Raw genomic sequence first — 24,686 nt, forward strand, 5'->3', positions numbered from 1 at the left:
ATCTTCCTGTGTCTGACCCGAGGTAAGCGATCATGGCAAACAATCAAGACAAAGGTGGCAACCAGGGCAATGCTGACACCAGCATGGGCAACAATACTGCCGGAGCTGGCCAGCAAGGCGGCCAAGGTTCGGGGGGGCGGATGCCCGGTCAGCAGCAAGGTGGCAGCCAATCCGGCCAAAAACCTGAGGACAAGATGAACAAGGACTGGGAACGTTCCCGTGATACGGGCAGCCAGGGCGGCCAGGGTACAACCGACAAGCAGAACCAGAACATGCAAGACAAGGACCGCATGGGTGGTCAGCAAAACCAGGCAGATGATCAGCAGAAGTGGGATAAAGAGCGCTGATAATCAGCAGCTGGCATCAGGGTGATTGCTGCCCTGATGCCACCTCCATGGTCCGGGAGGGGCATGATGAACAACGCCCGAGAACGACACTCGACTGTCATTTGCCTGCAAGCAGGACGCATCCTTTTCGTGCGCAAGCAAGGCGCTGAATGGGCGTTGCCAGGCGGGAAAATTGACCCAGGCGAGCATCACCTGGATACAGCGCAGCGCGAGCTGATGGAGGAAACTTGCCTACCCTTCAATGGTGCTCGATTCCTCAACCATTACGTGCTCGCAGGTGAGGAGCACTACCTCTATCAGCTGCCTGTGGAAGCGGGAGCAAAGCCTGCTGCAGATCACGAGATAGTCGAGTGCCGCTGGTTCACTGCCCCAGAGCTTCACGAAGTTCGGGTCAAGCCGTCCAACATCGAGTTGCTTGAACGAGAGCACCTGCTTCCTGTGTAGTGGATCAGAGCAAGAAAGCGCACATCCACCGGGCTGCGTGCGTTGTCATTCAACCAATACGACCCGCCGGGCATCTCTTCGCACGGCTTGAGGCGGGACACCAAAACCACGAATGAACACCTCCCGCATGTGCCGACGGTCCCTGAACCCGGTTTCCTTCGCCACCACATCCAGGCTGTGGCGACTCTGCTCGATCATCAGGCGGGCAGCCTCAAGACGCAGGCTTTCCACAGCCTTGGCGGGTGACTGACCTGTCTCGGCAGTGAAAACGCGGGTAAATTGTCGGGGGCTCAAATGCACGGACTCGGCGAGCTCTTCGACACTCAATGGACGGCTCAAATGCTTGCGCGCGTAATCCAGGGCGCTTTGTATCCGATCAGACTTCGGCGAAAGCGCCAGCAACTCGGAATGCTGCGATTGCCCTCCGGAGCGGCGCTGATGCATCACCAGCTTGCGTGCCACTGACCTGGCCATCTCGGTTCCCAGGTCTTTTTCCACCATACCCAGTGCCATGTCCAGGGCGGCGGTCATCCCGGCGGACGTCCAGATCTGCCCGTCCACAATGAAGATTCGGTCTTCTTCCACTTCGATCTTCGGGTGCAGTTCCCGCAACTTTTTCGCATAGGCCCAATGTGTCGTGGCCCGCCGGTTGTCCAGCACGCCTGCCTGGGCCAACACGAAACAGCCGGTGCACAGACCGGCAGTGCGTCGAGCGCCATCGACAAAGCCTCTGACGCTTGCCAGCACTTCCTCGCCTGGCGGAGTCAGCGGCGTCAGGGTTCCCGTGATCATCCAGGTATCAGCCAGACCAGGAGCGCCCAACGGCAGCGTGTCCATGTACATGCCCAGGGAAGAACGCACCGTGCCGCCGCCGATGGAAAAATTCTGGATCTTGTAAACCGTTTCGCCCGCGACAATGTTCGCGAACTCGAACACGGCCTGCGTCGCCAGCGACATGATCTGGAAACCTTCGGTGATGAGATAGCCGACCCGGTGCATGGTTGGAGCTCCACATTGGATGTCCTGAAAACGTACCATATGTGTCGTTTAAGACAAAGGCGACCTTCTGCATCATGGGCTCCACATCCAACAACGGAGCATGACCATGAAGCAGCAATTCAAAGGCACTGCCCTCATCACTGGCGCCTCTACCGGCATCGGTTCGATCTACGCAGAACGCTTGGCGCGTCGGGGTTACGACCTGGTGCTGGTGGCCCGCAACCGGGAGCGCCTCAATACGTTGGCCAGCCGGCTGACTACGGAAACCCGGCAGAACGTGGAGGTGTTTCCGGCAGACCTGGCAAACACGGATGACCTGGCCAAGGTAGAACGCAAATTGCGCGAGGACGCCAGTATCAGCCTGTTGGTGAACAACGCAGGCATAGGCACCCACACCAGCCTGCTGGAAAGTGATGTCGAGCGCATGGCTGAAATGATCACCCTCAACGTCACCGCCCTCACCCGCCTCACCTACGCGGCCATCCCCGGATTTGTCGCCCGTGCACAAGGCGCCGTGATCAACATCTCGTCCGTTGTCAGCCTGGCGCCGGAGCTGCTCAATGGTGTGTACGGGGGCAGCAAGGCGTATGTCACCGCCTTTACCCAGTCCCTGCACAAAGAGCTTGCGGACAAAGGCATAAGGATCCAGGCAGTGCTGCCAGGAGCCACCGCCACCGACTTCTGGCAGATCGGCGGCTTGCCGGTCGAAAACCTCGATCCGGGCATCGTGATGTCAGCCCAGGACCTGGTGGACGGTGCCCTGCAGGACTTTGACGACGAGGTACTGATCTCTATCCCCTCGATGCATGACCTGAAGTCCTTCGAACGCTACGAGGCCAGCCGGCAAGCCCTGTTCGGCCAGTTGTCCAGCAATCAGCTTGCCCCTCGCTACAACGCCAACTGAACAATGCAAGGAGACGGATCATGAAACTTAGCGCAAACACCATTTTCATTACCGGCGGTACCTCAGGCATCGGCCGCGCCCTGGCCGAGGCATTCCACCAACGTGGCAATAAAGTGATCGTTGCGGGGCGCCGTCAGGCACTGTTGGATGAAATCGCCCAGGCCAACCCGGGGATCGATACAGTGCGCCTGGACATCAATGATCCGCAGCAGATCAAGGAGGTGGCCCAGGATGTGATCCGCCGCCATCCTGCATTGAACGTGATCATCAACAATGCCGGCGTCATGCCGTTCGACAATCCGGCTTCCGGGGACCTCGACGACGAACAAGCAGTGAGCTTGCTGCAGACCAACCTGCTCGGCCCGGTGCGCGTCAGCGCAGCCTTCGTCGAGCACCTCAAGCGCCAACCGGATGCTTGCATCATCAACAACAGTTCGGTTCTGGCCTACCTGCCGCTGGCGGCCACCGCTTTGTATTCGGCGACCAAGGCTGCCATCCACTCCTACTCACTGTCGCAGCGGTTCAGCCTGCGTGACACCAGCGTCAAGGTACTGGAAATTGCGCCACCTTGGGTGGACACCGATCTGATTCACAAGAGCGGTGATGAGCGTGCCATGCCGCTGGATGATTTTATCCAGGAAACCTTGGTCAAGCTCGAATCCGCAACCACGGAAGTCCTGGTGGATCGTGTCGTCCCGCTGCGAGCCAACCAGGGCCTGAACGAACACGAACTGATTCACCAGTTCAACCTGGCGCTGGTTGAGAACCCGATCCCTGTTGCCTGAACCCAATTCCCGAATCCCGACAACGTTGCGCAGTCTGTTGGCAACGTTCCACCACAAGGCTGCCGATTGCTGCCGCCCGGTCCAAGGGAGCCCTTTCAACCCGGGCGGCAGCTAGCCGATTTTCAGCGAAACGCGGAAAGTGTTCCGGCAATAGCCCGGTTTTTCAGGGGGGCCGACACGATTAGCCTGTTACCACTGTTTACCTGAAAGGTCACATCCCAATGAAAGCAATCGTCTACGACACCCCCGGCCTCCCGATCCAGGATTCCCGATCGTTGTACGAGCACGAACTGCCCAAACCCACGCCCGGCGCCAGGGACCTGTTGGTGGAAGTCAAAGCTATCGCAGTAAACCCGGTCGATACCAAGGTCAGAGCCAGCCGCGGCGGCGCCCATCCCCAGGTGTTGGGATGGGATGCCGTGGGCGTCGTTCGCGAGGTCGGCGCCGAGGTGTCGTTGTTCCAGCCTGGCGACGAAGTGTTCTACGCCGGCGCGATCGACCGCCCGGGCACTTACAGCGAGTTTCACCTGGTCGACGAACGCATCGTCGGGCACAAGCCTCGTACTCTGGACAATGCCAGTGCCGCAGCCTTGCCGCTGACGTCCATCACCGCCTGGGAGCTGCTGTTCGACCGCCTGGGTGTTGAGGAAAATGGCGGCGCTGGCAAGAGCCTGCTGATCATCGGTGCCGGCGGCGGGGTTGGTTCGATCCTGGTACAGCTTGCACGCAAGCGTACCCAGCTCAAGGTGATCGGTACCGCGTCGCGGCCTGAAACCCAGGCCTGGGTCAGCGAACTCGGGGCACATCACGTCATCGACCATTCGGCATCCTTTGCCCTGCAACTGGAGCAACTCCAGCTCAACCCAGTGGATTACGTGATCAGCCTGACTCACACCGATGCGTACCTCGCGCAGATCGTCGAAGTCCTGCGCCCACAGGGCAAGCTCGCGCTGATCGATGACCCTGAGCATCTTGATGTCGTGCCGTTCAAGCGCAAATCGCTGTCGGTGCACTGGGAGCTCATGTTCACACGCTCGCTGTACCAGACCGAGGACATGATCAAGCAGCACCATCTGCTGGAAAAAGTCTCGACGCTGGTCGACGAAGGGGTCATCAAGACCACCGTTGGCGAGCACTTCGGCAGCATCAATGCCAGCAACCTCAAACGCGCCCATGCCCTGATCGAAAGCGGCAAGGCAAAAGGCAAGATTGTCCTGGAAGGCTTCTGAGCATTCATCCAGTCAAGGTAACCAAGGCGGGGCCATGAGCCCCGTCAGCTTATCCATCAGCAGCGATGAGCTGCTCGAAACGCTCCGCCAGAAACGCTCTGAGCACCTGCACAGCAGGTGTGAGCGAGGTTCGATGAGCGCACACCAGTTGCAACGGCGCAGGTTGGCCGTAATCCCGAGGAAACAACTCGACCAGCCGCCCAGCGCGTATGTCCGCCAGAACGTCCAGCCTGGATTTGTAAACGATCCCCAATCCTTCAACACCCCAGCGCCGAACGACATCGGCGTCATCGCTCAAGCGGTCGCCTGTAACCTGGACGGTCTTGATTCCATCGGGCAAATGGAAGCTCCATCGCTCGTAAGTCTGCTCGCCCATCACATAGCGCAGGCAATTATGCCTGCCCAGGTCTTCCAGAGCGTCTGGCGCCCCATGTCGTGACAAGTATTGAGGTGAGGCGCAGACCGTTCTGCGATTCCCTGGGGCGAGCATCAGTGCAACGAGGCTGGAGTCTGCCAGTTGCCCATACCTGATACTCGCATCCAGTTGCTGGCCGACAAGGTCGGCCACCTGATCGCTGACCCGCAGTTGCAGCGTCACCTTGGGGTACAACCGCTGGAAATCGTCGAGCCAGGGCAGCAGCAGATTCCTGCCAATATCCGAAGGGATGGACAGGCGAAGTGTACCCGCGATCTCATCTCGCCCTTCGGTCAGCGCCACCTCACCGGCGTCCAGTGCGTCCAAGGCCTGACGGGCATGGGGCAGATATCGCTCGCCATCATCCGAGAGCCGCAAACGCCTCGTGGAGCGCACGAACAACCTGGCACCCAGGCTGCTTTCCAGTCGCTGGACAGCCCCGCTGGCCAAGGCCGGTGAAATATCCAACAACCTGGCCGCTGCCGAGAAGCTGCCGGCAAAGGCTGTTGTGACGAAGACCTGAAGATCATCAAACCGAACTGTTTTCTTCACTGTGGCGAATTCTTGACCTGGCGCGTGGGCCAAAGCGTAGCGACATTGCGCAGCCATTCCCAGCCTGGGTCTACAACATTCGTGATGAGCCGCCAGCCCTCTGCGCAGGCAGAGGGGCCGGCGACGCACATCCCACGGGATCAGGAATTGAAGCCCAACCCTGAGGAAAGGTCGGAGTTTCCGGGCTTGCGCTCTGCCTGTGTAGACGCTTTACCACCCACCTGATCGAACGACTCTTCGACCGACGCCTTCACCTCGCGGCCCTTGGCCTTGAGTGTGTCGGTCAAACGATCACTGCTGGCGCCCATCAGCTGGTCTTCCTTGCGGGTAGTGGGTAATGCGGCCCCCAATGCCGCACCCAGCGCTATGCCCAAAGCGGCCAATACCAGAGGTTGCTCCTGAAGCAGGTGATCGAACTGGCCCTTCAGTGCCGTGGCCTGATCTGCGGCCTTATGTGCCGAATGGCGCAAGGTATCCGCCGAAGCCCCCACGGAGTCGCGGGCGCCGCTGCCAAGGTCGCTGGCCCGATCGCGCATGTCATGGGCTTTCATGCGCACCTTCTGGCTGGCGTCGTGCACTGCCTCCCCCGCCTGCGCGAAAGCGCCCTTCACCGTGTCCACCGCGTCGCCGAGCTTTTCGCCCAACCCAGGCCCGTGGTGCGCAGGCCCGGGGTTGAAGGGGCGGTTCTGGTTCAGGCCCAGCCAGGCCAGGCCCAATACCGTCAGGGTTGCGGGTACGGGGTTGTTCTTGAGGGTGGTGCCAAGGTTCTCGAAGAACTCGCCGCCATTGCCCTTGGCATAGGCCAGGACCCGGTCGACCATCTGGCCCGGGCTCAGGCGCTGTTCGAGGGCGTCCACCAGATCGCTGATGTGCTCGCGCTTGGCGTTGATTTCCTGCTCGAGCAAGTCCGGGTCTTTGTGCGCTTCATGTTCGAAGGAAGTGGTCATGGCAGTTTCCTCTTCAGCGTGTCCTTGTCCTGCTGCATGGCATGCAAGGTGCGATCAGGGGCCAGATGCGTGGGTTCGAACCGTTTCTTGCCCGACTGCAACATGATGAACCCGATTACCAAGGTGACCGCGCCCACGATCAGGGCTGCCAGCCAGGGTTCGAGCACCATCGCCAAGGCGTAGACTGCCGCCAGCAACAGGATGACGAAGCCCGCCAGCATCACGATCGCACCCGCTGCCACCGCAGCCGTGCCGGCCTTGAGGGTGGCGAGGTTCTGCTGCAGCTCTGCCTTGGCCAGCGCCAGCTCCTTGGTGAACAGGTCTGGTACTTCCCGCATCAGCTGGCGCAACAAACCGCCAACACCGACGGCGTCGTCTTCCGCCGTATGCAAGCTCGGGGTGGTATGCAAGGGTTCTTTGTTCATCATTCACCTCCTTTGAGTGGATCGCGTTCGAACGGGCTGCCACTGACCGGCGTGCCTGCACCAGGGCCGACTGGGTCGACTGGGGTGAAAGGTTCACGGGTGGATACGTCGCTACCACGATCAGGCACTGGCTGCGCGGGGTGGGACTGTTGCCAATCACCGGACGACGTAGGGGTGGTGGACTCATGGCTGGTGCTGGCTCGCATGAAACGCGATACGGCAAACCCGATGGCGACGCTACCGGCCAGGAATAGCGCCGGGTTGCTCCTGGCCAACTGAGCACCACGCTGCAGCAGGCTTTCGGCACTTTCATGGCGTACCTGTTCGGCAAACTCACCCACGCACTCTGCTGCCTGGTTCAGGTACTGCGACAGCCCGAGACTCTCCTTGCCTTGCAGTGCAGCTGCCGCCGAACGCGCACCTTCCTCGAGCGAATCAAGCTGATCGGCTGCGTTATCGCGGTAATGTTCGAACTGCTCGCTGCCTTTGTGCCTGGCCTCGCCAAGCAGCGCACCGGCGTCATCGATAAAGGCATGCTCCTGGGTGCTACCGGGTGGAGATGTCGAACTTTGATTGGTCTTGTCCATCGTTTCGCCCTCGAAGCTGAATGTTGGGTGAGTGCCACTTTTATTGGGGCATTCATTCGAGGGACGCAGGTGAGGCGGCAGGAGTTCAGCGTTTGTGATCTATGACATTTGTCCGGAGGACCAAAGAAAATAGCGCAATCAATCTTGGTTGCTGGTACCGGAGCAAAGGCTTTGCATGTGGCGGTAATCAGCGTTGACAACCATCGCAGCACCGCCTTGTAACGGGGTGCGGCTGTGCTGCTCACGCCAGCTGGATGAAGACCGCGTAGATACCGAGAATCATCCAGAAGACCAGGAATATCCAAGGCGTACGCAGCGAAAACAACAACGACTTGCGGTGCCCGGCCTCTGAAATTTCCGCCTCACTGAACAATGGCGATTCGTCATACGCCAGCCCCATCAACGGCTCGCTGCGCAGCAGGTGGCTCTGTTTCACTTGCCAATGCTCGATGATCTTGTAGGCCGCGCGAATACCCGGCCAGGCATTGAGTGAACTCAATACGCCCAGCAAGGCAAGAAACGGCGGAACCACCAGCGTGAACATCTCGCCCCAGCTCTGGTTGAGGTTACCCATCGACGATACGAAGGCGATCACCAGAAACGACTGCGCGGCAAGATAGGCGTCTGTGCGGTTGGCGAGGATGCTGGTCTCGTACTGGATTTCACAGCGGTAGAAATCCAGGCGCTCTTTCGGCGAACCGAACATGCGGGCGTTCTGCTCACTGATTTCGTGTTCAGGGGTGGCGGGAGTGATGATTCGCGGCACGTGCTGGCTCCTGAAAGAAAGTGAGGATGATCGTGTCTCGAAACTTGAGAAGCGAACCCATGAGCGCAAGCCTGCCTGAAGATTTCAGGCAGGGCTTGCGCACAACAAGCTTCAGGTATTGCCGGTACCGCTATTGGAGAACTTCTTTACATCAATGGTCGGTGCGACGAACTCCGGCCCGTCGCCCGATACCCGCCAGCGCACATTGTTGATGCCGTAGCGCTCAGCCATCGGCCGGCTGACCTTCTTGATCTTGTGCTGGCCGAACCGTGGAATGATACCCACGCCGGCATCGCAACTTGCCCAGTGCCAGGCTTCGGCGTTGTCCATACGCTCGAGCCGGATGATGAAGGTGCGAAATTCCCCATGTAGCTCGTACTCGATCACATACAACTGCTGTCCAGCCATTGCACTCTCCTTCACCAATTCAGACTAATGGAGCGAGCAACGTGTAAAAAGATTCATTAATTTTGACTGGTTGGTCATCGCTCTTTTCCATCGCCATGCTTCCATCACTTCCTCAGCGCAAATGCCGCTCCAGAGCCAGTGCATTGGCTATCGCAGCACCGGAGGCGGTGTTGTCGAAAATGCACCAGGTGGGCACGCCGGCGGCAAGGCTGTGCTGCAAGCGTTCAGCCAGACGCTGCAGATATTCGTCGGGATACTCGCTGTGGTAGATCCTCGGTTCACCATGCAGGCGCCAGTAGACCAGCCCCGGCCAACCTCCCGGTTGCGCATCGGTAACGAAGCGCGACGGGCTCGCGGCAACCTGGGCGATACGCAAATCGACCAGCATCGGCTGCGCCGATTGCCAGCTGGCGTGCCTGGGCTCCAGCGCTACCGGCCCGTCATACCGTTGCCGCAGGCTTTCGAAGAAACGTCGCGCATGCTGGGGGTCATGGCCAAGCGATGGCGGCAGTTGTACCAGCAGGCAACCCAGGCGGTCGCCCAACTGCCCGCATTGAGCAAGAAACCTGTCCAGCGCCTCCTCGCACCCGCAGAGCCGCTGCTCATGGCTGATGGCCTTTGGCACCTTCACCGCAAAGCGGAAATGCTCTGGTACGGACGCAGCCCAACGGGCGTAGGTTTCGGGGCGATGGGGTCGGTAGAAGGAGCTGTTGATTTCCACCGCATTGAAGCGGCTGGCGTAGCGTTGCAGGTGGCTGCCGGGCTGCGCAAATGCCTCGACGTAACGGCTCGACAGGCTCCAGCCAGCGCAACCCAGATGAATCATTCAACTACCTGCTGGTTCGCCACGCAACGCCTCGCCCTCACCCGCGACGCGCCGGGCATACCCAACACCCCACAGCAGCGCCCGCCTCATGGTTTCCCCTGCGCGCTGGTCGTAGATCCGTTCGTATAGCACCGAACCGTCGGTGCGATAGACACCAATGAACAACTGCGTGGCGCCTGTGCGTGACAAGCGCGTCTGCACTTCCAGGCAAGTGCCGGTGCCCAGCGTTTCCTCATGGATTTGATGGTGCAGGATCGGGTCGCACCACTTTCTATAGGTTTCACCTCTTCTTTTCATCTGCCAGCCCTCACCTTTTCATGGCTGCTGATAATGCCCCGGCGATGTGCCTGGCTCATGGTCGTGCTCCAGACGCTGCACCTGCACGTCAGTGAAAGATGACGCTTCGTTGCGGTGCATGCCTTGCAGGTAATCGCGCGCCGCTTCGCGGCTCAGATCCTCCTGGTCGCTGCGCAACTCGCAGGTGCCGGGTTGGTTGTCGAGGATGTAGCTGATCAGGTACAGGTACTTGGCCATCGCTGTAACTCCTGCTGGCTGAGTGAAATCGGGCGACTCAGCTCGATTGATCCCGGCTTGAGTGCAGCCGTTCAGCAGCGACGACGACCGGCTCAGGCACTCAGCGCCAGGCCGCCATCAGGACACCACGCGTGCCGTTGACCGGGTCTTGTGCGGGGGCGGGCACGGAAGCGATTCGCGCCAGCGCCTGCTGGTGCGCTGCGCTTTCTGGCCGCTGGATATCGTAGTTTTCCTGCCCCTTGGGATAGGCGCCGACCACCAGAAAATCATCGCTGCTCTCGACGCAGCGATGGCCAGTTCCTGCCGGCAGTACCAGTACGTCGCCGCATTTCACGCTTATGGTCTGCCCCGCTTCGCCGCCCAGCGTCACCCGCGCCCGGCCGCATGCGATGCCCAGAACTTCATGAGCATTGGGGTGAAAGTGATGGTAATCGAAGATCCCGCCGCGCCACAGCGGCACCCACTGGTGTGCGGTAAACAGCGCCTCGAAGGCACTGGCGCAGTCTTGCGACGGGTTGAGTTGCAAACGGTACAGCAATACCGGGAAACGGCTGTTCGGTGTTGCACCGTCGTCCTTGAAATACAAGGTCTGCACGGTGGCACCCGCAGTGTCTGTGGCATTCATGTCGAGCATCCTGATCCTGTTGTCCGTTCACTTGCGAACCCGATGGCTCATGCAAGGTTCCAGTCGGTAGACCAGTGCGCACACGCTTGAAACTTTCCCGATCCGAGCCAAGTCCAGACCCCTATCGGTCACAGGACGGGAGAAGGCAATGACCAGCACGGTAGGCGACTTTCTGGTGGAACGCTTGTATCAATGGGGGGTGCGGCGCATCTTCGGTTACCCCGGCGACGGCATCAACGGAGTATTCGGGGCGTTGAGCCGGGCCGAGGGCAAGATCCAGTTCATCCAGACACGCCACGAGGAAATGGCAGCCTTCATGGCCAGCGCCCATGCCAAGTTCACCGGCGAATTGGGCGTGTGCATTGCCACCTCCGGCCCCGGCGCTTCACATCTGCTTACCGGCCTGTATGACGCGCGCATGGATCACCAGCCGGTGCTGGCCATCGTCGGTCAGCAGGCGCGAGCAGCGCTTGGCGGGCATTACCAGCAGGAGCTGGACCTGCTGTCGATGTTCAAGGACGTCGCAGGTGCCTTCGTCCAGCAGGCTTCGACCCCGGAACAGGTGCGCCACTTGCTCGATCGCGCTGTACGTACCGCCGTCGGCGAACGCCGGGTCACCGCCATCATCCTGCCCAACGACCTGCAGGACCTGCCCTACCACGAACCACCGAAAGCCCATGGCACGGTGCATTCCGGCATCGGCTACAGCAGGCCCAGGGTGGTGCCTTTCGAGCAGGACCTGCAACGTGCCGCCGAGGTACTCAACGCCGGACGAAAAGTGGCGATCCTGGTCGGTGCCGGTGCACTGCAAGCCACCGAACAGGTGATCGCGGTAGCTGAAACGCTTGGTGCAGGCGTGGCCAAGGCGCTGCTGGGCAAGGCCGTAGTGCCAGACGACCTGCCCTGGGTCACCGGCGCCATCGGGCTGCTAGGTACCGAACCGAGTTATCGGTTGATGAGCGAATGCGACACCTTGCTAATGATCGGCTCTGGTTTCCCCTACGCCGAATTCCTGCCTGAGGAAGGCCAGGCCCGTGGCGTGCAGATCGATTTGCAGCCAGACATGCTCAGTCTGCGCTACCCCATGGAGGTCAACCTGGTCGGCGACGCCAGCGAAACGCTGCGGGCACTGCTGCCATTGCTCGAACACAAGACCGAGCGCCGTTGGCGCAACAAGGTCGAAGGCTGGCGCGCAGACTGGGACAAGACCCTGCAGAAACGCGCCTTGGTCAAGGCCGACCCGATCAACCCCCAGCGCGTGGTGCACGAACTCTCCCCTCGCCTGCCCGACCACGCCATCGTCACCAGCGACTCCGGGTCCTGCGCCAACTGGTTTGCCCGCGACCTGCAGATACGCCAGGGCATGCAGTGCTCGTTGTCCGGCGGCCTGGCCAGCATGGGCGCGGCGGTACCCTATGCCATCGCCGCCAAGTTCGCCCATCCGCAGCGCAGCGTGGTGGCATTGGTGGGTGACGGGGCGATGCAGATGAACAATCTGGCCGAGCTGATCACCGTCGCCAAGTACTGGCGCCAGTGGGAAAACCCCCAGTGGATCTGCGCGGTGTTCAACAACGAAGACCTCAACCAGGTGACCTGGGAACAACGGGTAATGGAGGGCGACCCCAAGTTCGAGGCCTCACAGGCGATTCCTGATGTTCCCTACCATCTGTTCGCCATCTCCATCGGCTTGCAAGGCATCTATGTGGAACGCGAAGAAGACATTGCTGGCGCCTGGGAGCGAGCCCTGGCGGCTGACCGACCGGTGTTGATCGAGTTCAAGACCGATCCGGACGTTCCTCCCTTGCCGCCGCACATCAAGCTTGAACAGGCAAAGAAGTTCGCCAGCAGCCTGATCAAGGGCGACCCGGACCAGGCTGGGGTCATCGTGCAGACGGCCAGGCAAGTTCTCGGTTCGGTATTGCCGGGCAAGAAATGATAGGTGGGCGGCACTGGCAGCAACAAGCCCCGCCGGCACCCGGCCAACTACACTCAGTCGACACACGTCTGCGCAGAGACAGCAATCATGCCTACGCAAACCGCAATCGTGTTCGCTGGCGGCGGCAGTCTGGGTGCGGTCCAGGTGGGGATGCTGCGGGCCCTCGTCGAAGCCGAAGTCCAGTTCGACATGGTGGTTGGCGCCTCGGTAGGCGCCATCAACGGTGCCTACTTTGCAGCGAGGCCCAACGCTCAGGGTGTCGAGACACTCGCCGAATTCTGGCGAGGCCTGAGCAGAACCGACATCTTCCCCCTGTCCTGGCTCGATACCTGCCGAGGCCTGCTCAAACGGCGTGGTTTCCTTCTGCAGCCAGCGGCCTTGCACCGATTGCTTGGCAAGGCGCTACCGATCCATCGCATCGAGGATGCGAAACTGCCCCTGCATATCGTCACCACCGACCTGCTAAGTGGTGCCGAGACAGTGCTGTGCAATGGCGAACTCGAGCAGGCGCTACTGGCCAGCGCCGCGATCCCGCTGGTGTTCCCTTGCGTGCAGATCGGCGGCCAGTTCCTGGTGGATGGCGGTGTGGCAAGCAACACGCCTATTTCGACAGCCGTAGCGCTGGGCGCCAGCAATGTCGTGGTAATCCCCACCGGGCTCAGCTGCGCCTTGACTCAACCGCCCCGCGGCCTTGTCGCCTTGGCCTTGCACACTGTCAACCTGATGAGCATGCGCCAGCTTGTGAGTGACATCGAACACTTCCGCACGCTCACCAGCCTGCATATCGTCCCGCCCTTGTGCCCGGTCGATGTCTCGGTATTCAACTTCGACCAGACCGAGTCATTGCTGGAGCGGGCCTATGAGCAGACGCTTCGGTGGCTGGACCACGGCGGGCTCGAACGGACCAAGGTGCCGGGTGCCCTGACCGTTCACTCGCATGCCCATGAGTATTGAATGATGTGGACAGTTCGGGGCCTTACGCATCTGCCCGGCGAAACACCAATACCCTTGAAACAGTGGTTTGGCATACGGCATCGTCCTGATTGAGCGTGATGCTCTCAAGGACAGCGAAGCCCCGGTCAGGCTTCGACTTCGACGCGGCAAGCTCCCTTATGGTTGTGGTCACTCGCAACAGGTCACCTGGTCGCACGGCCCTTGGCCAGCTGATTTCGCTGCCGGCGCCGATGAGCCCTCCAGCCACTGGAACACTCTCTACCAACAACCGCATCGTGACTGCGCAGGTATGCCAGCCGCTAGCAGCCAGCCCAGCAAAAAAGGTTTCCTGGGCAGCATCGGGGTCCGTATGGAATGGCTGGGGGTCGAACTCCGAGGCGAAACTCAGGATCCGCTCCTGGGTCATTTCATACGAGCCGCTCATGAAGGACTCACCTACTTGCAAGTCCTCGAAAAAGAGCCTTTCAGGTGCAGAAGCCATGAGTTACCTCCGGGGTATGCAGGCAGCAACGGCAAAGCGAACGTCTGGAACTGGCGCCAGTTTAGCCCTTCCCTACCTGCCTCCAAAAGCCACGCTCACGCTAGCGCTGCTCCCGTACGAACTCGATGAAGGCCCTCAACGCCGCAGGCACCTGGCGGCGGCTCGGGTAGTACAGATACAGCCCCGGGTAGTAGTGACACCAGTCCTCCAGCACCTGCTGCAAATGGCCACGCTCCAGGTGCTCCTTGGCCATGTCTTCGAACACGTAGGCCAGGCCGAGCCCTTGCAAGGCAGGCGCCAGCATCAGGCTGACGTCACCCAATACCAAGGGCCCCTGGACATCGACCTCCAGTTGCACACCCCCGCGCTCGAACTCCCATCGATAAAGTGCGCCACCAGGGAAGCGGTGCCCGATGCAAGGTAGTTGCTTCAAGTCTTGCGGGTGCTGTGGAACAGGATATCGATCAAAAAACGCGGGCGCCGCTACCACCACCGAACGAAGGTAAGGGCCGATGGGCAGCGAAACCATGTCCGCCTGGAGTCGCTCCCCCAGGCGCACGCCAGCGTCAAAGCCGGTGCCCACCATGTCCACCAGCGCATCGTCACTGACGATTTCCAGGCGTATATCCGGATACGCCAGCAGAAAGCGATTGGCCAGTGGCAGTAGCGCGAGCTCTACTGCGGCGCGCCCGGCAGTGATACGCAGGTTGCCTGACGGTTTGTCGCGGAAGTTGTTGAGGTCCTCCAGCGCGTCGGCGATGTCCCGAAAGGCCGGTTGCAGCCTCTGGTAAAGACGCTCCCCGGCCTCGGTAAGCGCCACACTGCGCGTGGTGCGGTTGAACAGGCGAACATCAAGACGGGTTTCCAGAGCCCGCAGCGCATGGCTCAGGGCCGAGGGCGTAAGGCCCAGCTCGACTGCCGCGCGGCTGAAGTTCAGGTGGCGGGCAATGTACAGGAACAGGGACAGGTCGGCGGTGCTGGTTGGCTTCATTACTGAAATCTACTCAAAGGCCTATGTAATATTCATGGGATTATCACAGCAATCCGCAGATTTTAAAGTTCGCTCAACTCATCGAGAAGGCCCGCATGGTGCAGGGTCGGATACAGGAGGAGTTGACATGCGTACCTGGCTCATTACTGGCGCTTCCCGCGGTTTCGGCACCCTGATCGCCCAACAGGCCCTGGCAGCGGGTGACGCCGTCATCGCAACGGCGCGTAACCCGGAAGACATCGAGGCTCGCCTTGGCCGGCACCCGAACCTGTTGGCCGTGCGCCTGGATGTGACCCGCGAAGAGGACGCCCATGCGGCGGTCGCTGCTGGCATCAAGCATTTCGGGCAAATCGACGTGCTGGTCAACAATGCCGGTTATGGCGTGCTCGGCGCGGTAGAAGAAACCAGCGCCAGCGAAACCGAACGGCTGTTCGCCACCAACGTTTTCGGGCTGCTCAACGTAACCCGCGCCGTACTGCCCCACATGCGTCGCCAACGCAGCGGCCACGTGATCAACATCTCGTCGCTCGGCGGCTACCAGGCCTACATGGGCTGGGGGGTGTACGGTTCGACCAAGTTCGCGGTCGAAGGCATCAGCGAAGCGATGCATCAGGAGCTGGCCCCCTTGGGGATCAAGGTGACCGTGGTCGAGCCGGGCTTCTTCCGTACCGACTTCCTGGATGACCAATCGCTGGTGAAGACAGCCTTGGAGCTGCCTGACTACGCAGCCACCGTCGGCGTCATGCGCCACCACGCCGAGGCGGCCAACCATGCCCAGCCCGGCAACCCTGCGAAGCTGGCCGAAGCCCTGCTGGCCCTGGCCAATGCAACAAACCCACCACTGCGCCTGGCGCTGGGCAGCGACGCCGTCGCGCGCATCGAGGCCAAGAACAGCGCGGTAGAGCAAGAGCTGGCCCAGTGGCGGGACCTGTCGCTCTCTACCGACTTTGCCGCGTAGCCGTCGCTGGCGTGCCAAACCTGAACCGGGGGCGCCGGTTCAGGTTGTCAGTGGCATTGAACAGCCGCCTCGACAATCAGCTGGACCAAGAGCGTAACCTGCACGCTCAAGGCAACGTTTGCAGGGTGAACCAGGCCAATGAAGCGGTCGACCTGGCGCCCACCAAATGACGAGCGATCGTAGCGCAGGCATCTTCCGAGTGATTGAAAGCGGGACTACCACGCTGAACGTGCTAGGCAATGCAATCGCACCACTGGTGATTGCCCGTTGGGAGGGGGTTCAGTTGAAGCCATCCCGGAGTGAGGCGCCCAGCGGAGGTTGATGGGCCTATTTAGTACCCGTTCTCATAGAACAACACATGAATCATTGATTTAGCAGGGCCCTGTGGGAGCGGGTTCACCCGCGAACACCGGCGAAGCCGGTGCCAAGCACCGCATTGGATTCTTCGCGGGTAAACCCGCTCCCACAGCGGTACGCGAAACACCCGCATGCTCAGTTTTCAGCGAGACAGCGCATGCCTTCAGTGCTCACGAACTAACGCAGCAAGGCCAACATGCTCGCAGCGTCGCTGCACTCGAACTTGCCGGGTGCTTCGACCGCAATGTGCCTGACCACCAAGTCGTCGACCAACATGGCATAGCGTTGCGAACGCCGACCCATGCCGCGTGCCGATAGGTCCTGGATCAGGCCCAGCGCCTCGCTGAATTCACCATTGCCATCGCCAATCATCCTGACCGCCTCGCCCACCTGCAGGCTCGCGCCCCAGGCATTCATGACGAATGCATCATTGACCGAAACACAGAGAATTTCGGCAACCCCGGCAGCGAACAGGTCCTGGGCCGCGGCCACGTAGCCCGGTACATGCCGCTGCGAACAGGTAGGCGTGAAGGCACCAGGCAAGCCGAAGATCACCACTTTTTTCTGCTTGCAGCGCTCGTGCAGGGAAAACGCGTTCGGGCCGATTGCACAGCCGCCCTCGCCGTTGCTGTACTGGTAAAGCGTTACGTCGGGCAGTGTATCGCCGGTCTTGATCATCGTTTTCTCCGTGGGGCGGTAAATGGCCTGGCATGATGCAGCATCCACCAAGGTGCGTACATACAGCGGTCTGGGCTGGAAAGCTGGATGTCAGCTACCACGACGCGCCTCAAGCCACTGGAACAACCCCATGCCAACCAGCATCGCAGCTACGAACAGCCAGGCCTGCCAGTACCCTGCAGGCAGCAGCACCAGGGCCGGCCCCGGGCAGATGCCCGCAAGCCCCCAGCCAATGCCGAATACCAGGCTGCCGCCGATAAGGCGGCGGTCCACATCACGTCGGCCAGGCAATTGCATCGCCCCACCCAGCAGGGCCGTTGGATGACCGCTCGCCCAGCGCATCGGTATCCATGCTGCGGCAATCGCCCCGATCATCACCAGCGCCAATGAAGGGTCCCATTGCCCGGCAATGTCGAGGAAACCGAGCACCTTGGCAGGGTCGGCCATGCCTGCAAGCAACAACCCCACGCCGAACAGCAGCCCGGCGATGAAACCACTGAACACTGGCATGTCAGGCCCCTTGTACGAGATGGCGGACCACATACACCGTGGCAAAACCGGTAGCCATGAAGCACAGCGTTGCCACCGCCGAACGGGGTGACAGGCGCGACAGGCCACAGACGCCGTGGCCGCTGGTACAACCGCTGCCGTAGCGCGTCCCCAGCCCTACCAGAAGGCCCGCCGCGATAAGTGTCCAGGATGCCGTGGTGAAACGGGCTGACGGCAGCGTGGCAAATATCCCCCAAAGCAACGGGGCTGCCAGCAGCCCCAAAAGAAAGGCAAGCTTTTCTCTGCGCCCTTCCCCGCCTCGCTGCAGCATCGAACCGAGCAAACCACTGATTCCTGCAATACGGCCATTCACCACGGCGAACAGCCCAGCCCCCAGCCCGATCAACACACCACCGGCCAGCGCGGACCATGGTGTAAAGGCCAGCCAATCAATTGCCATCGTATTTCTCCCGGAACAGGAACAAGAGAACAATTAACGGTTCAGTAAGAAAGTTGAAGAATATCACGACCCTATGCCGACAATTTCAATGAGATTAGCCAGCCTATTCAAAGTGCATGAAGCTGCATTTGTTTGATGCAGGTCAAATTCGCGACCAGATGGCTGCCTACACTGCAATCATCCAGGCATACCAAGGCCTCAAGGCACGTCGTATATATCCATAAAAGTGGAGTTCGCCATGCAAACGCAATTGAAGTTGGTTCTTGCTGTTGTTCTGGCCGGTAGTGCACTCATGGCGCATGCCGAAGACAAAAATCAGGCTGGCGACGCCTCCACCAGCGCCCCAGCCGCCAGTACAACTTCCGAGTCGCCCATGCACAAGGCGATGAGCGAGCAAATGCACAAGATGCAGGTTGCTCATGACAAAGCCGCAGCCGCGAAGACCCCTGCCGAGCGCCAGGCCGCCATGCGCGAGGGCATGAAGACAATGAAGGAGAGCATGGCCATGCTGCACCAGCAACATGCTGCGGGCTGCATGGGTTCGGGCATGGGAATGTCGGGAGCCAAGGGTGGCATGGGTATGGGCGACGGAATGATGGACATGATGATGAAGATGATGGATCAGCAGTCGTCGATGATGAATATGCCCATGAAGCAGTAACCAGTACTTGCTGTTGTTTCAGCACTGATCGCACTGCGGTCGATGGCGTGGTCGAAGCACGCCATCGATCTCGGCCACTATCTGACGCGTTGCATCCTCGATGGCCCCTTCATTACGGCACAATACCCAGCCGTGTTCCGCAACCGCACGCTCGAACGCCTCGGTACAGGCAACCTGCTCGTCCAGGCTATGGATCACCGTACTGCCCAGCCCGCGCGTCCGAGCCGCGGCTCTTGCCCATGAAGTATCGGGGGCCGTGACGACCCCGACATGCAAATCGGGCACTTGTACATTTCGCTCGAGGTTCAGGCGCAGGATCTCGTCGAACGCCACGCTGCGGCGAAATGCGGCATCAGACGGGTACCAGCGATCGATCAGGATGATGCTGCCCGCTGGCTGCCTGGGCAGCACGTTTCGGGAAATCCAGGCACGGCTTTCGGCGAAGCGCTCGCATACCCTCAACTCCAGGTCCCGGGAGGGGTTTCTGACCAGTTGATTGACAAGGGCCATGGTTTCCCCCCGGTAGGGGTCGCTTTTTTTCTCGCAAAGCCGGATCACTTTCTTGTTGTCAGCCCGCAAGGCCTTGGTAACCGCCTCCAGAAGCGTGGTCTTGCCGGTGCCCTTGGGCCCATCGATGGAAACAAACAGCGGGCGGGTCATTTTTCATTACCAGTCGAATCTGAAGATGCAGCGCTGGCCTGTGTGCCAGCCACGGTCTTTGTGGGAGCGGGCATGCCCGCGAAGCAGGCGACGCGGTGGATGGCACCGGCTATGCCGGTGTTCGCGGGTAAACCCGCTCCCACAGAATCCCTGCCAAGGCAACAAGTCATGTGCAGTCCCATGTGAGGGGGCATGCAGTTGGCTGGAATCAACCCAGCTGGGCCTGAAGAAACAGCGAAAAAAGCTCCGACTGCGATTTGATACCCAACTTGCTGTACATATGCTTGCGGTGCACTTTCACTGTCTCCACGGAGATTTCAAGCTTGCGCGCAATTTCTTTGCTGGAACACCCGCTCAGCATCAGCCGCCCCACCTCCAGCTCACGCCCGGTCAGCGGCGACTCCATCTGCTCGACCCTGTCCTCCATGCGGCTTTGCCAGTGCGGCGCAGGCTTGGTGGCCTCTTCCAGCAACTCCCGCTCGAACGTCATCCGCTGGCGCATCAGCGCAGTGACCCACGGCCGCAACAGTTCAAGCAGGGTGACCTGTTCGATGCTGAACCGGCGCTTGCTACCCAACGACAGGCACAGCGTGCGCTGCGCATCCAGCTGCACGTTGAACTGAATTTCATCGGCAACCACGTTAAGTCGGAAATAGCGCTGGTAGTAGTCCGTCTGCTCGAAACACTCAGGGGCCACATCCGACAGGCGTACCAGGCCAGTTCCCCCGGATTCTCGGCTGGCCACGTAGAAAGGGTCCAGCAGGTACAAGCCCTTCAGGTAGTCCTGGAACAGCGGGTCAGGGTTGCCGTCTGCACTGGGGCATTCGGCGAACACCTGCGGGCGCCCTGCGGAAAACAGCAGCGCAACCCAGCTGTCGCAGGCAACGTACTCGTTCAGCAACCGCACCAAGGCTGTCCAGAAGTGGTCCTTGTCGAGGGTTTCGATCAATTGGCCTACCGATCGGTGCCAGGCGATGTCGTGCAGCGTAAAATTCATCCTCTACCCCTGTTGGGTTACCACGTGGGCGTAATACCCCCCGCCATGATGACCACCCCATAATCCGGGCTAGCTTACGCTGAGCGAACCTGTACCGGGATCGTTTTTTACACCTCATGCCGCCAGGGCATGGCGGTCGAAGCTGTTAGTCGAGGATTGGAAATGAAGGTAGAGCTTGTCCAACTGGCCGGTCGCGATGGCGATACCGCGTACAACCTGCAGCGTACCATCGAGGCGATCGGCAACTGCGGCGCCGATACCGATCTGCTGGTCTTCCCGGAAACCCAGCTGATGGGCTTCCCAACCGAAGAAAACATCGGCCGCATCGCCGAGCCACTGGGTGGCCCGAGCATCACGGCAGTCCAACAGGCCGCACAAGCGCGGAATGTTGCCGTGGTCGTCGGGATGGCCGAAGCCGCAGACGACGGTCGTTTCTACAACACCACCGTGCTGGTCACGCCTGAAGGCGTAGCGCTCACCTATCGCAAAACCCACCTTTGGGCATCGGACTGCGGGGTTTTCACCCCAGGCGACCGTTTTGCGACAGCCCTGTTCAAAGGCATCCGTGTCGGCCTGCTGATCTGCTTTGACATCGAGTTCCCGGAAACCGCCCGTGCCCTGGGGCAGCTGGGCGCAGAACTGATCATCATCACCAATGGCAACATGGACCCGTACGGGCCCACCCACAGAACCGCCATCACCGCACGCGCCATGGAAAACCAGGCCTTTGCGGTCATGGTCAACCGCGTGGGTGATGGTGATGGCGGCCTGGTCTTCGCCGGCGGCAGTGCCGTCGTCGACCCGTACGGCCAGTTGCTGTGCGAAGCCGGCCGTGGCGAGTGCCGGATAACCGTCGAGCTGGCCATGGACCAACTGCAGCAGTCACGGCGCGATTACACCTACATCGCCCAGCGCCGCATCCAGCTGCCGGGTGAACAGGTCGAGCACGCCAACGGTCTTCGCGAACTGATCATCCCCTCCTGAAAATTCCACCCTTCCAGGCTCTATTACTGGAATGCAAGGCCGCCAGGGACGGCAGCGTGTTCGACTCTGAATAACAATCACAAGCTGGAGCAAGCAGTAATGGCCACACTCAAGCGAACGCTTTCGCTGGGCTCGGTGGTGCTTTTCGGCATCGCCTACATGACCCCCATCATCGTCCTGGGCACATTCGGTATCCTGGCCGAGACCACGGGAGGGAGGGTACCTGCAGCCTACCTCGCTGCAGCCATCGCCATGCTCTTTACCGCCTTGAGCTACGGCCACATGGCGCGCGCCTTCCCGGTCGCCGGGTCCGCCTATACCTATGTGCGCAAATCGATCAGCCCGCAGCTGGGCTTCATCACCGGTTGGGCGGTGTTGCTCGACTACCTGTTCCTGCCCATGGCGATCTGGCTCATTGGCGCGGCCTATCTGCACTCGGCGTTCCCGGGCGTGCCACAAGCCATTTGGGTGCTGGCATTCATCGGCATCACCACAACGATCAATGTGATCGGCCTGCGGCTGGCCAAGACCGTCAATGGCCTGTTGATGTTCATTCAGCTGCTGGTGCTGGCGGCGTTCGTTGCACTGGCTGTGCACTATGTCTGGGGCGACCCCACGGTACCGCTGTGGACACTCGAGCCGTTCTACAAGGAAGGTACCCAGTTGCCGCTGATCATGAGCGGTGCGGCGATTGCCTGCTATTCATTCCTGGGCTTCGACGCGGTCAGTACCCTGACTGAAGAAACCAGAGAACCACGCAAGAACATCCCGAAAGCCATCCTGCTGATCACCCTGATCGGTGGCGGGCTGTTCATCGCCTGCAGCTACTTCGTTCAGCTCGCTCACCCGTCCACCGACTTTGCCAACGCCGACGCGGCGGCTTATGAAATCGCCCAGAACATCGGTGGCGACATCTTCGTCAGCATCTTCCTGCTGGGGCTGATCGTCGGCCAGTTCACTTCTGGCCTGTCGGCGCAAGCCAGCGCCTCCCGGCTGCTGTATGCGATGGGGCGTGACGGAGTGCTGCCCAGGTCATTCTTCGGAAGGTTGAGCGAACGCTTCAGCACGCCGGTGCCCAGCATCATCCTGTGCGGGGTGGTCGCCCTGCTTGCCTTGCGCATGGACGTGACGACCTCCACCTCGTTCATCAACTTCGGTGCATTTCTCGCGTTCAGCCTGGTCAACCTGGCGGTGATCTTCCACTACTGGGTCGCCATGCAGCAGCGTGGTGCCAACGCGCTACTGATGTACCTCGCGTTCCCCCTGGTGGGCTTTGCATCCACGTTGTGGCTGATGGCAAGTCTTGATCACCTGGCGATCTACCTGGGGGCAGGCTGGCTCTGCCTCGGCGTGCTCTACCTGACGGTGATTACCCGTGGTTTCAAGCGCAAGCCCCCGGAGATGCACTTCGAGGAAGCCTGAGCTGTCCACTCAGGTCAGTAAGACGCTTTGAGTGATGTTCTGGATGGCACCGGCGGCGCCGGTGTTTGCGGTTGCGGATTCTGAGGCAGGTCGGATCGGCGCCAGCCTTGAGGTGGCGCCGATCCTGTCAGGCCTTACACCGCCAGCGCGCGCTCACGCAGCTCGCTGTTGAGGATGCGGTCGTTCTCGCTGTAATCGACCGGGCAGTCGATCACGTGCACGCCCGGGGTCTTGATGCAGTGCTCCAGCAGCGGCAGCAGGCCTTCGGCGCTTTCCACGCGGTGGCCGTTGGCACCGTAGGCTTCGGCGTATTTGACGAAGTCCGGGTTGCCGTAGTCCAGGCCGAAATCGGTGAAGCCCATGTTCGCCTGCTTCCAGCGGATCATGCCGTAGCCGTCGTCACGCAGGATCACCACGGTGATGTGCATGCCCAGGCGTACCGCAGTCTCCAGCTCCTGGCTGTTCATCATGAAGCCGCCGTCGCCGCAAACCGAGATCACCGGGCGGTCCGGGTGCACCAGGTGCGCGGCCATGGCCGATGGCAGGCCGGCACCCATGGTCGCCAGGGCGTTGTCCAGCAGCACGGTGTTCGGCTTGTGCGCCTTGTAGTTGCGGGCGAACCAGATCTTGTAGATGCCGTTGTCCAGGGCAACGATGCCTTCGGACGGCAGCACGCGACGGATGTCGGCGACCATGCGCTGCGGGTAGACCGGGAAGCGGTTGTCGTCAGCACCTTCGGCGATCTGTGCTTCGTTGGCTTCACGGATCGCCATCAGGCGGGTGAAGTCCCAGTGCGAAGTGTCGTTCAGCGCTTCGCTGATCTGCCATACGGCGTTGGCGATGTCGCCGATCACTTCAACCTGCGGGAAGTACACGGCATCGACTTCGGCGGAGCGGAAGTTGATGTGGATGACCTCGGTGCCGCCACGGACCATGAAGAACGGCGGCTTCTCGATCACGTCGTGGCCGATGTTGACGATCAGGTCGGCGGCTTCGACGGCGCGGTGCACGAAGTCACCCGACGACAGTGCGGCGTTGCCCAGGAAGCGCGGGTGGCGCTCGTCGACCACACCTTTGCCCATCTGGGTGGTGATGAACGGGATACCGGTCTTGTCGATCAGCTGCTTGAGGACCTTGGCGGTCATCTTGCGGTTGGCGCCGGCGCCGATCACCAGGATCGGGTTACGGGCGTTCAGCAGCTTTTGTACGGCGGCGTCGATCGCCACGTGCTCGGCCAACGGGCGGCGGTGCAGGCTTGGCGGGATCGGCAGTGCGTCGGTCTGCTCGGCGGCGATGTCTTCCGGCAGCTCCAGGTGCACGGCACCCGGCTTTTCTTCTTCAGCCAGGCGGAAGGCTTCGCGCATGCGCGAAGGGATGTTGTCGGCGGAGGCGAACTGGTGGGTGTACTTGGTGATGGGGTCCATCATGCCGCACACGTCGATGATCTGGAAACGGCCCTGCTTGGACTTCTTGATCGGCTTCTGGCCGGTGATCATCATCATCGGCATGCCGCCCAGGTAGGCGTAGGCGCTGGCGGTGACCAGGTTGGTGGCGCCAGGGCCGAGGGTCGACAGGCTGACGCCGGTCTTGCCGGTCAGGCGACCATAGGTGGCAGCCATGAAACCTGCGGACTGCTCGTGACGGGTAAGTACCAGCTTGATCTTCGACTTGCGCAGGGATTCGAGCAGGTCGAGGTTTTCCTCACCAGGAATGCCGAACACATACTCGACACCTTCGTTTTCCAGGCATTGCACAACGACATCGGCGGCCTTGGCCATTTGGGGTACTACCTCAAAATCTTTGTGGGATTGCAGATTTATTAAGCTGCGTGACTGAGATGTTGCAGGATGTCTCAGTGGCGCGCA

Annotated in this window: 30 protein-coding genes; 11 read left to right on the top strand and 19 right to left on the bottom strand. The window is 60.8% G+C overall.

Features of this window, described 5'->3' with window-relative positions; translation table 11 throughout:
• Positions 1–32: 32 nt before the first annotated feature.
• Together RR51_RS10200 and RR51_RS10205 are read left to right on the top strand one after the other, a co-directional pair.
• Positions 33–347, top strand: a complete 315-nt coding sequence (locus tag RR51_RS10200) for a hypothetical protein (protein ID WP_039613410.1) — start codon at positions 33–35, stop codon at positions 345–347.
• Between the two features lie 66 nt (positions 348–413).
• Positions 414–791 carry an NUDIX domain-containing protein gene (locus tag RR51_RS10205; protein WP_024087115.1) on the top strand — a complete coding sequence of 126 codons (378 nt, stop codon included), beginning with the start codon at positions 414–416 and terminating at the stop codon, positions 789–791.
• 45 nt (positions 792–836) lie between these two features.
• Here RR51_RS10205 and RR51_RS10210 read toward each other — a convergent pair whose 3' ends face one another.
• On the bottom strand, positions 837–1,790 hold the full coding sequence (locus RR51_RS10210) for a GlxA family transcriptional regulator (RefSeq protein WP_039613411.1): 954 nt from the start codon (positions 1,788–1,790) through the stop codon (positions 837–839).
• Positions 1,791–1,896: 106 nt separating this feature from the next.
• Between RR51_RS10210 and RR51_RS10215 the strand changes: the two genes are divergently transcribed.
• From RR51_RS10215 to RR51_RS10225, 3 genes are all read left to right on the top strand, one after another.
• Positions 1,897–2,694 (top strand): SDR family NAD(P)-dependent oxidoreductase, encoded by a 798-nt coding sequence (locus RR51_RS10215; protein ID WP_015270283.1) that lies wholly within the window; start codon positions 1,897–1,899, stop codon positions 2,692–2,694.
• Between the two features lie 20 nt (positions 2,695–2,714).
• A complete protein-coding gene (locus RR51_RS10220) occupies positions 2,715–3,479 on the top strand; it encodes an SDR family oxidoreductase (RefSeq protein WP_015270282.1) in 765 nt (254 codons plus the stop codon).
• A gap of 221 nt (positions 3,480–3,700) precedes the next feature.
• Positions 3,701–4,708: a zinc-binding alcohol dehydrogenase family protein gene (locus tag RR51_RS10225; protein WP_039613412.1), complete on the top strand. Its 1,008-nt coding sequence runs from the start codon at positions 3,701–3,703 to the stop codon at positions 4,706–4,708.
• Positions 4,709–4,757: 49 nt separating this feature from the next.
• On the opposite strand, the gene RR51_RS10230 is transcribed toward RR51_RS10225, so the two are convergent.
• The 10 genes from RR51_RS10230 to RR51_RS10275 form a co-directional block, all read right to left on the bottom strand.
• A complete protein-coding gene (locus tag RR51_RS10230; RefSeq protein WP_082044680.1) occupies positions 4,758–5,732 on the bottom strand; it encodes a LysR family transcriptional regulator in 975 nt (324 codons plus the stop codon).
• Positions 5,733–5,815: 83 nt separating this feature from the next.
• Positions 5,816–6,622 carry a DUF3618 domain-containing protein gene (locus RR51_RS10235; RefSeq protein WP_023663296.1) on the bottom strand — a complete coding sequence of 269 codons (807 nt, stop codon included), beginning with the start codon at positions 6,620–6,622 and terminating at the stop codon, positions 5,816–5,818.
• Positions 6,619–7,047 carry a phage holin family protein gene (locus tag RR51_RS10240; RefSeq protein WP_003258743.1) on the bottom strand — a complete coding sequence of 143 codons (429 nt, stop codon included), beginning with the start codon at positions 7,045–7,047 and terminating at the stop codon, positions 6,619–6,621. The genes RR51_RS10235 and RR51_RS10240 overlap by 4 nt, the downstream gene beginning before the upstream one ends.
• Complete coding sequence (locus RR51_RS10245; protein WP_039613414.1) at positions 7,047–7,634, bottom strand: hypothetical protein; 588 nt, start codon at positions 7,632–7,634, stop codon at positions 7,047–7,049. The genes RR51_RS10240 and RR51_RS10245 overlap by 1 nt, the downstream gene beginning before the upstream one ends.
• A 241-nt stretch (positions 7,635–7,875) precedes the next feature.
• Entirely contained in the window at positions 7,876–8,400 is a 525-nt protein-coding gene (locus RR51_RS10250) for a hypothetical protein (protein ID WP_039613415.1), read from the bottom strand.
• A 111-nt stretch (positions 8,401–8,511) separates the two neighbouring features.
• On the bottom strand, positions 8,512–8,808 hold the full coding sequence (locus RR51_RS10255; RefSeq protein ID WP_024087113.1) for a DUF6555 family protein: 297 nt from the start codon (positions 8,806–8,808) through the stop codon (positions 8,512–8,514).
• A gap of 112 nt (positions 8,809–8,920) precedes the next feature.
• Positions 8,921–9,634 carry a DUF72 domain-containing protein gene (locus RR51_RS10260; protein WP_039613416.1) on the bottom strand — a complete coding sequence of 238 codons (714 nt, stop codon included), beginning with the start codon at positions 9,632–9,634 and terminating at the stop codon, positions 8,921–8,923.
• The gene (locus RR51_RS10265; RefSeq protein WP_039613417.1) at positions 9,635–9,931 is read right to left on the bottom strand and encodes a hypothetical protein; all 297 of its coding nucleotides are present in this window, start codon (positions 9,929–9,931) and stop codon (positions 9,635–9,637) included.
• A gap of 18 nt (positions 9,932–9,949) precedes the next feature.
• Positions 9,950–10,168, bottom strand: a complete 219-nt coding sequence (locus RR51_RS10270) for a hypothetical protein (RefSeq protein ID WP_003258752.1) — start codon at positions 10,166–10,168, stop codon at positions 9,950–9,952.
• Positions 10,169–10,268: 100 nt separating this feature from the next.
• On the bottom strand, positions 10,269–10,802 hold the full coding sequence (locus tag RR51_RS10275; protein WP_039613418.1) for a cupin domain-containing protein: 534 nt from the start codon (positions 10,800–10,802) through the stop codon (positions 10,269–10,271).
• A gap of 139 nt (positions 10,803–10,941) precedes the next feature.
• On the opposite strand from RR51_RS10275, the gene RR51_RS10280 reads away from it, so the two are divergent.
• Both RR51_RS10280 and RR51_RS10285 read left to right on the top strand, forming a co-directional pair.
• A complete protein-coding gene (locus tag RR51_RS10280; RefSeq protein ID WP_039613419.1) occupies positions 10,942–12,729 on the top strand; it encodes a thiamine pyrophosphate-requiring protein in 1,788 nt (595 codons plus the stop codon).
• Between the two features lie 87 nt (positions 12,730–12,816).
• Positions 12,817–13,683, top strand: a complete 867-nt coding sequence (locus tag RR51_RS10285) for a patatin-like phospholipase family protein (protein ID WP_039613511.1) — start codon at positions 12,817–12,819, stop codon at positions 13,681–13,683.
• 22 nt (positions 13,684–13,705) lie between these two features.
• Here the strand turns inward: RR51_RS10285 and RR51_RS10290 are convergent, their stop codons facing one another.
• The gene (locus RR51_RS10290) at positions 13,706–14,164 is read right to left on the bottom strand and encodes a MaoC family dehydratase (protein WP_039613420.1); all 459 of its coding nucleotides are present in this window, start codon (positions 14,162–14,164) and stop codon (positions 13,706–13,708) included.
• Between the two features lie 100 nt (positions 14,165–14,264).
• Positions 14,265–15,155 carry a LysR family transcriptional regulator gene (locus tag RR51_RS10295; protein ID WP_039613421.1) on the bottom strand — a complete coding sequence of 297 codons (891 nt, stop codon included), beginning with the start codon at positions 15,153–15,155 and terminating at the stop codon, positions 14,265–14,267.
• Positions 15,156–15,282: 127 nt separating this feature from the next.
• Between RR51_RS10295 and RR51_RS10300 the strand changes: the two genes are divergently transcribed.
• Positions 15,283–16,113 (top strand): oxidoreductase, encoded by an 831-nt coding sequence (locus RR51_RS10300; protein WP_039613422.1) that lies wholly within the window; start codon positions 15,283–15,285, stop codon positions 16,111–16,113.
• A gap of 534 nt (positions 16,114–16,647) precedes the next feature.
• Here RR51_RS10300 and RR51_RS10305 read toward each other — a convergent pair.
• The 3 genes from RR51_RS10305 to RR51_RS10315 all read right to left on the bottom strand — a co-directional run bounded on the left by RR51_RS10305 (position 16,648) and on the right by RR51_RS10315 (position 18,097).
• On the bottom strand, positions 16,648–17,148 hold the full coding sequence (locus tag RR51_RS10305; RefSeq protein ID WP_039613423.1) for a peroxiredoxin: 501 nt from the start codon (positions 17,146–17,148) through the stop codon (positions 16,648–16,650).
• Positions 17,149–17,238: 90 nt separating this feature from the next.
• A complete protein-coding gene (locus RR51_RS10310; RefSeq protein WP_024087109.1) occupies positions 17,239–17,658 on the bottom strand; it encodes a DUF6691 family protein in 420 nt (139 codons plus the stop codon).
• 1 nt (position 17,659) lies between these two features.
• The gene (locus RR51_RS10315) at positions 17,660–18,097 is read right to left on the bottom strand and encodes a YeeE/YedE family protein (protein ID WP_003258763.1); all 438 of its coding nucleotides are present in this window, start codon (positions 18,095–18,097) and stop codon (positions 17,660–17,662) included.
• A 238-nt stretch (positions 18,098–18,335) separates the two neighbouring features.
• Here RR51_RS10315 and RR51_RS10320 point away from each other — a divergent pair, with 238 nt between their 5' ends.
• On the top strand, positions 18,336–18,758 hold the full coding sequence (locus tag RR51_RS10320; protein ID WP_039613424.1) for a hypothetical protein: 423 nt from the start codon (positions 18,336–18,338) through the stop codon (positions 18,756–18,758).
• 18 nt (positions 18,759–18,776) lie between these two features.
• On the opposite strand, the gene RR51_RS10325 is transcribed toward RR51_RS10320, so the two are convergent.
• Entirely contained in the window at positions 18,777–19,418 is a 642-nt protein-coding gene (locus RR51_RS10325) for a dTMP kinase (RefSeq protein WP_039613425.1), read from the bottom strand.
• Positions 19,419–19,626: 208 nt separating this feature from the next.
• Positions 19,627–20,415, bottom strand: coding sequence for a helix-turn-helix transcriptional regulator (locus RR51_RS10330; protein ID WP_015270268.1), 789 nt, complete (start codon positions 20,413–20,415; stop codon positions 19,627–19,629).
• Between the two features lie 162 nt (positions 20,416–20,577).
• On the opposite strand from RR51_RS10330, the gene RR51_RS10335 reads away from it, so the two are divergent.
• Both RR51_RS10335 and RR51_RS10340 read left to right on the top strand, forming a co-directional pair.
• Positions 20,578–21,399 (top strand): carbon-nitrogen hydrolase family protein, encoded by an 822-nt coding sequence (locus tag RR51_RS10335; protein WP_039613426.1) that lies wholly within the window; start codon positions 20,578–20,580, stop codon positions 21,397–21,399.
• Between the two features lie 99 nt (positions 21,400–21,498).
• A complete protein-coding gene (locus RR51_RS10340) occupies positions 21,499–22,821 on the top strand; it encodes an APC family permease (RefSeq protein ID WP_039613427.1) in 1,323 nt (440 codons plus the stop codon).
• 134 nt (positions 22,822–22,955) lie between these two features.
• Here the strand turns inward: RR51_RS10340 and RR51_RS10345 are convergent, their stop codons facing one another.
• Positions 22,956–24,599 carry an acetolactate synthase large subunit gene (locus RR51_RS10345; protein WP_013972567.1) on the bottom strand — a complete coding sequence of 548 codons (1,644 nt, stop codon included), beginning with the start codon at positions 24,597–24,599 and terminating at the stop codon, positions 22,956–22,958.
• Positions 24,600–24,686: the final 87 nt, after the last annotated feature.

This window comes from Pseudomonas sp. C5pp (genome assembly GCF_000814065.1).
In the GTDB taxonomy this organism is placed as follows: domain Bacteria; phylum Pseudomonadota; class Gammaproteobacteria; order Pseudomonadales; family Pseudomonadaceae; genus Aquipseudomonas; species Aquipseudomonas asiatica.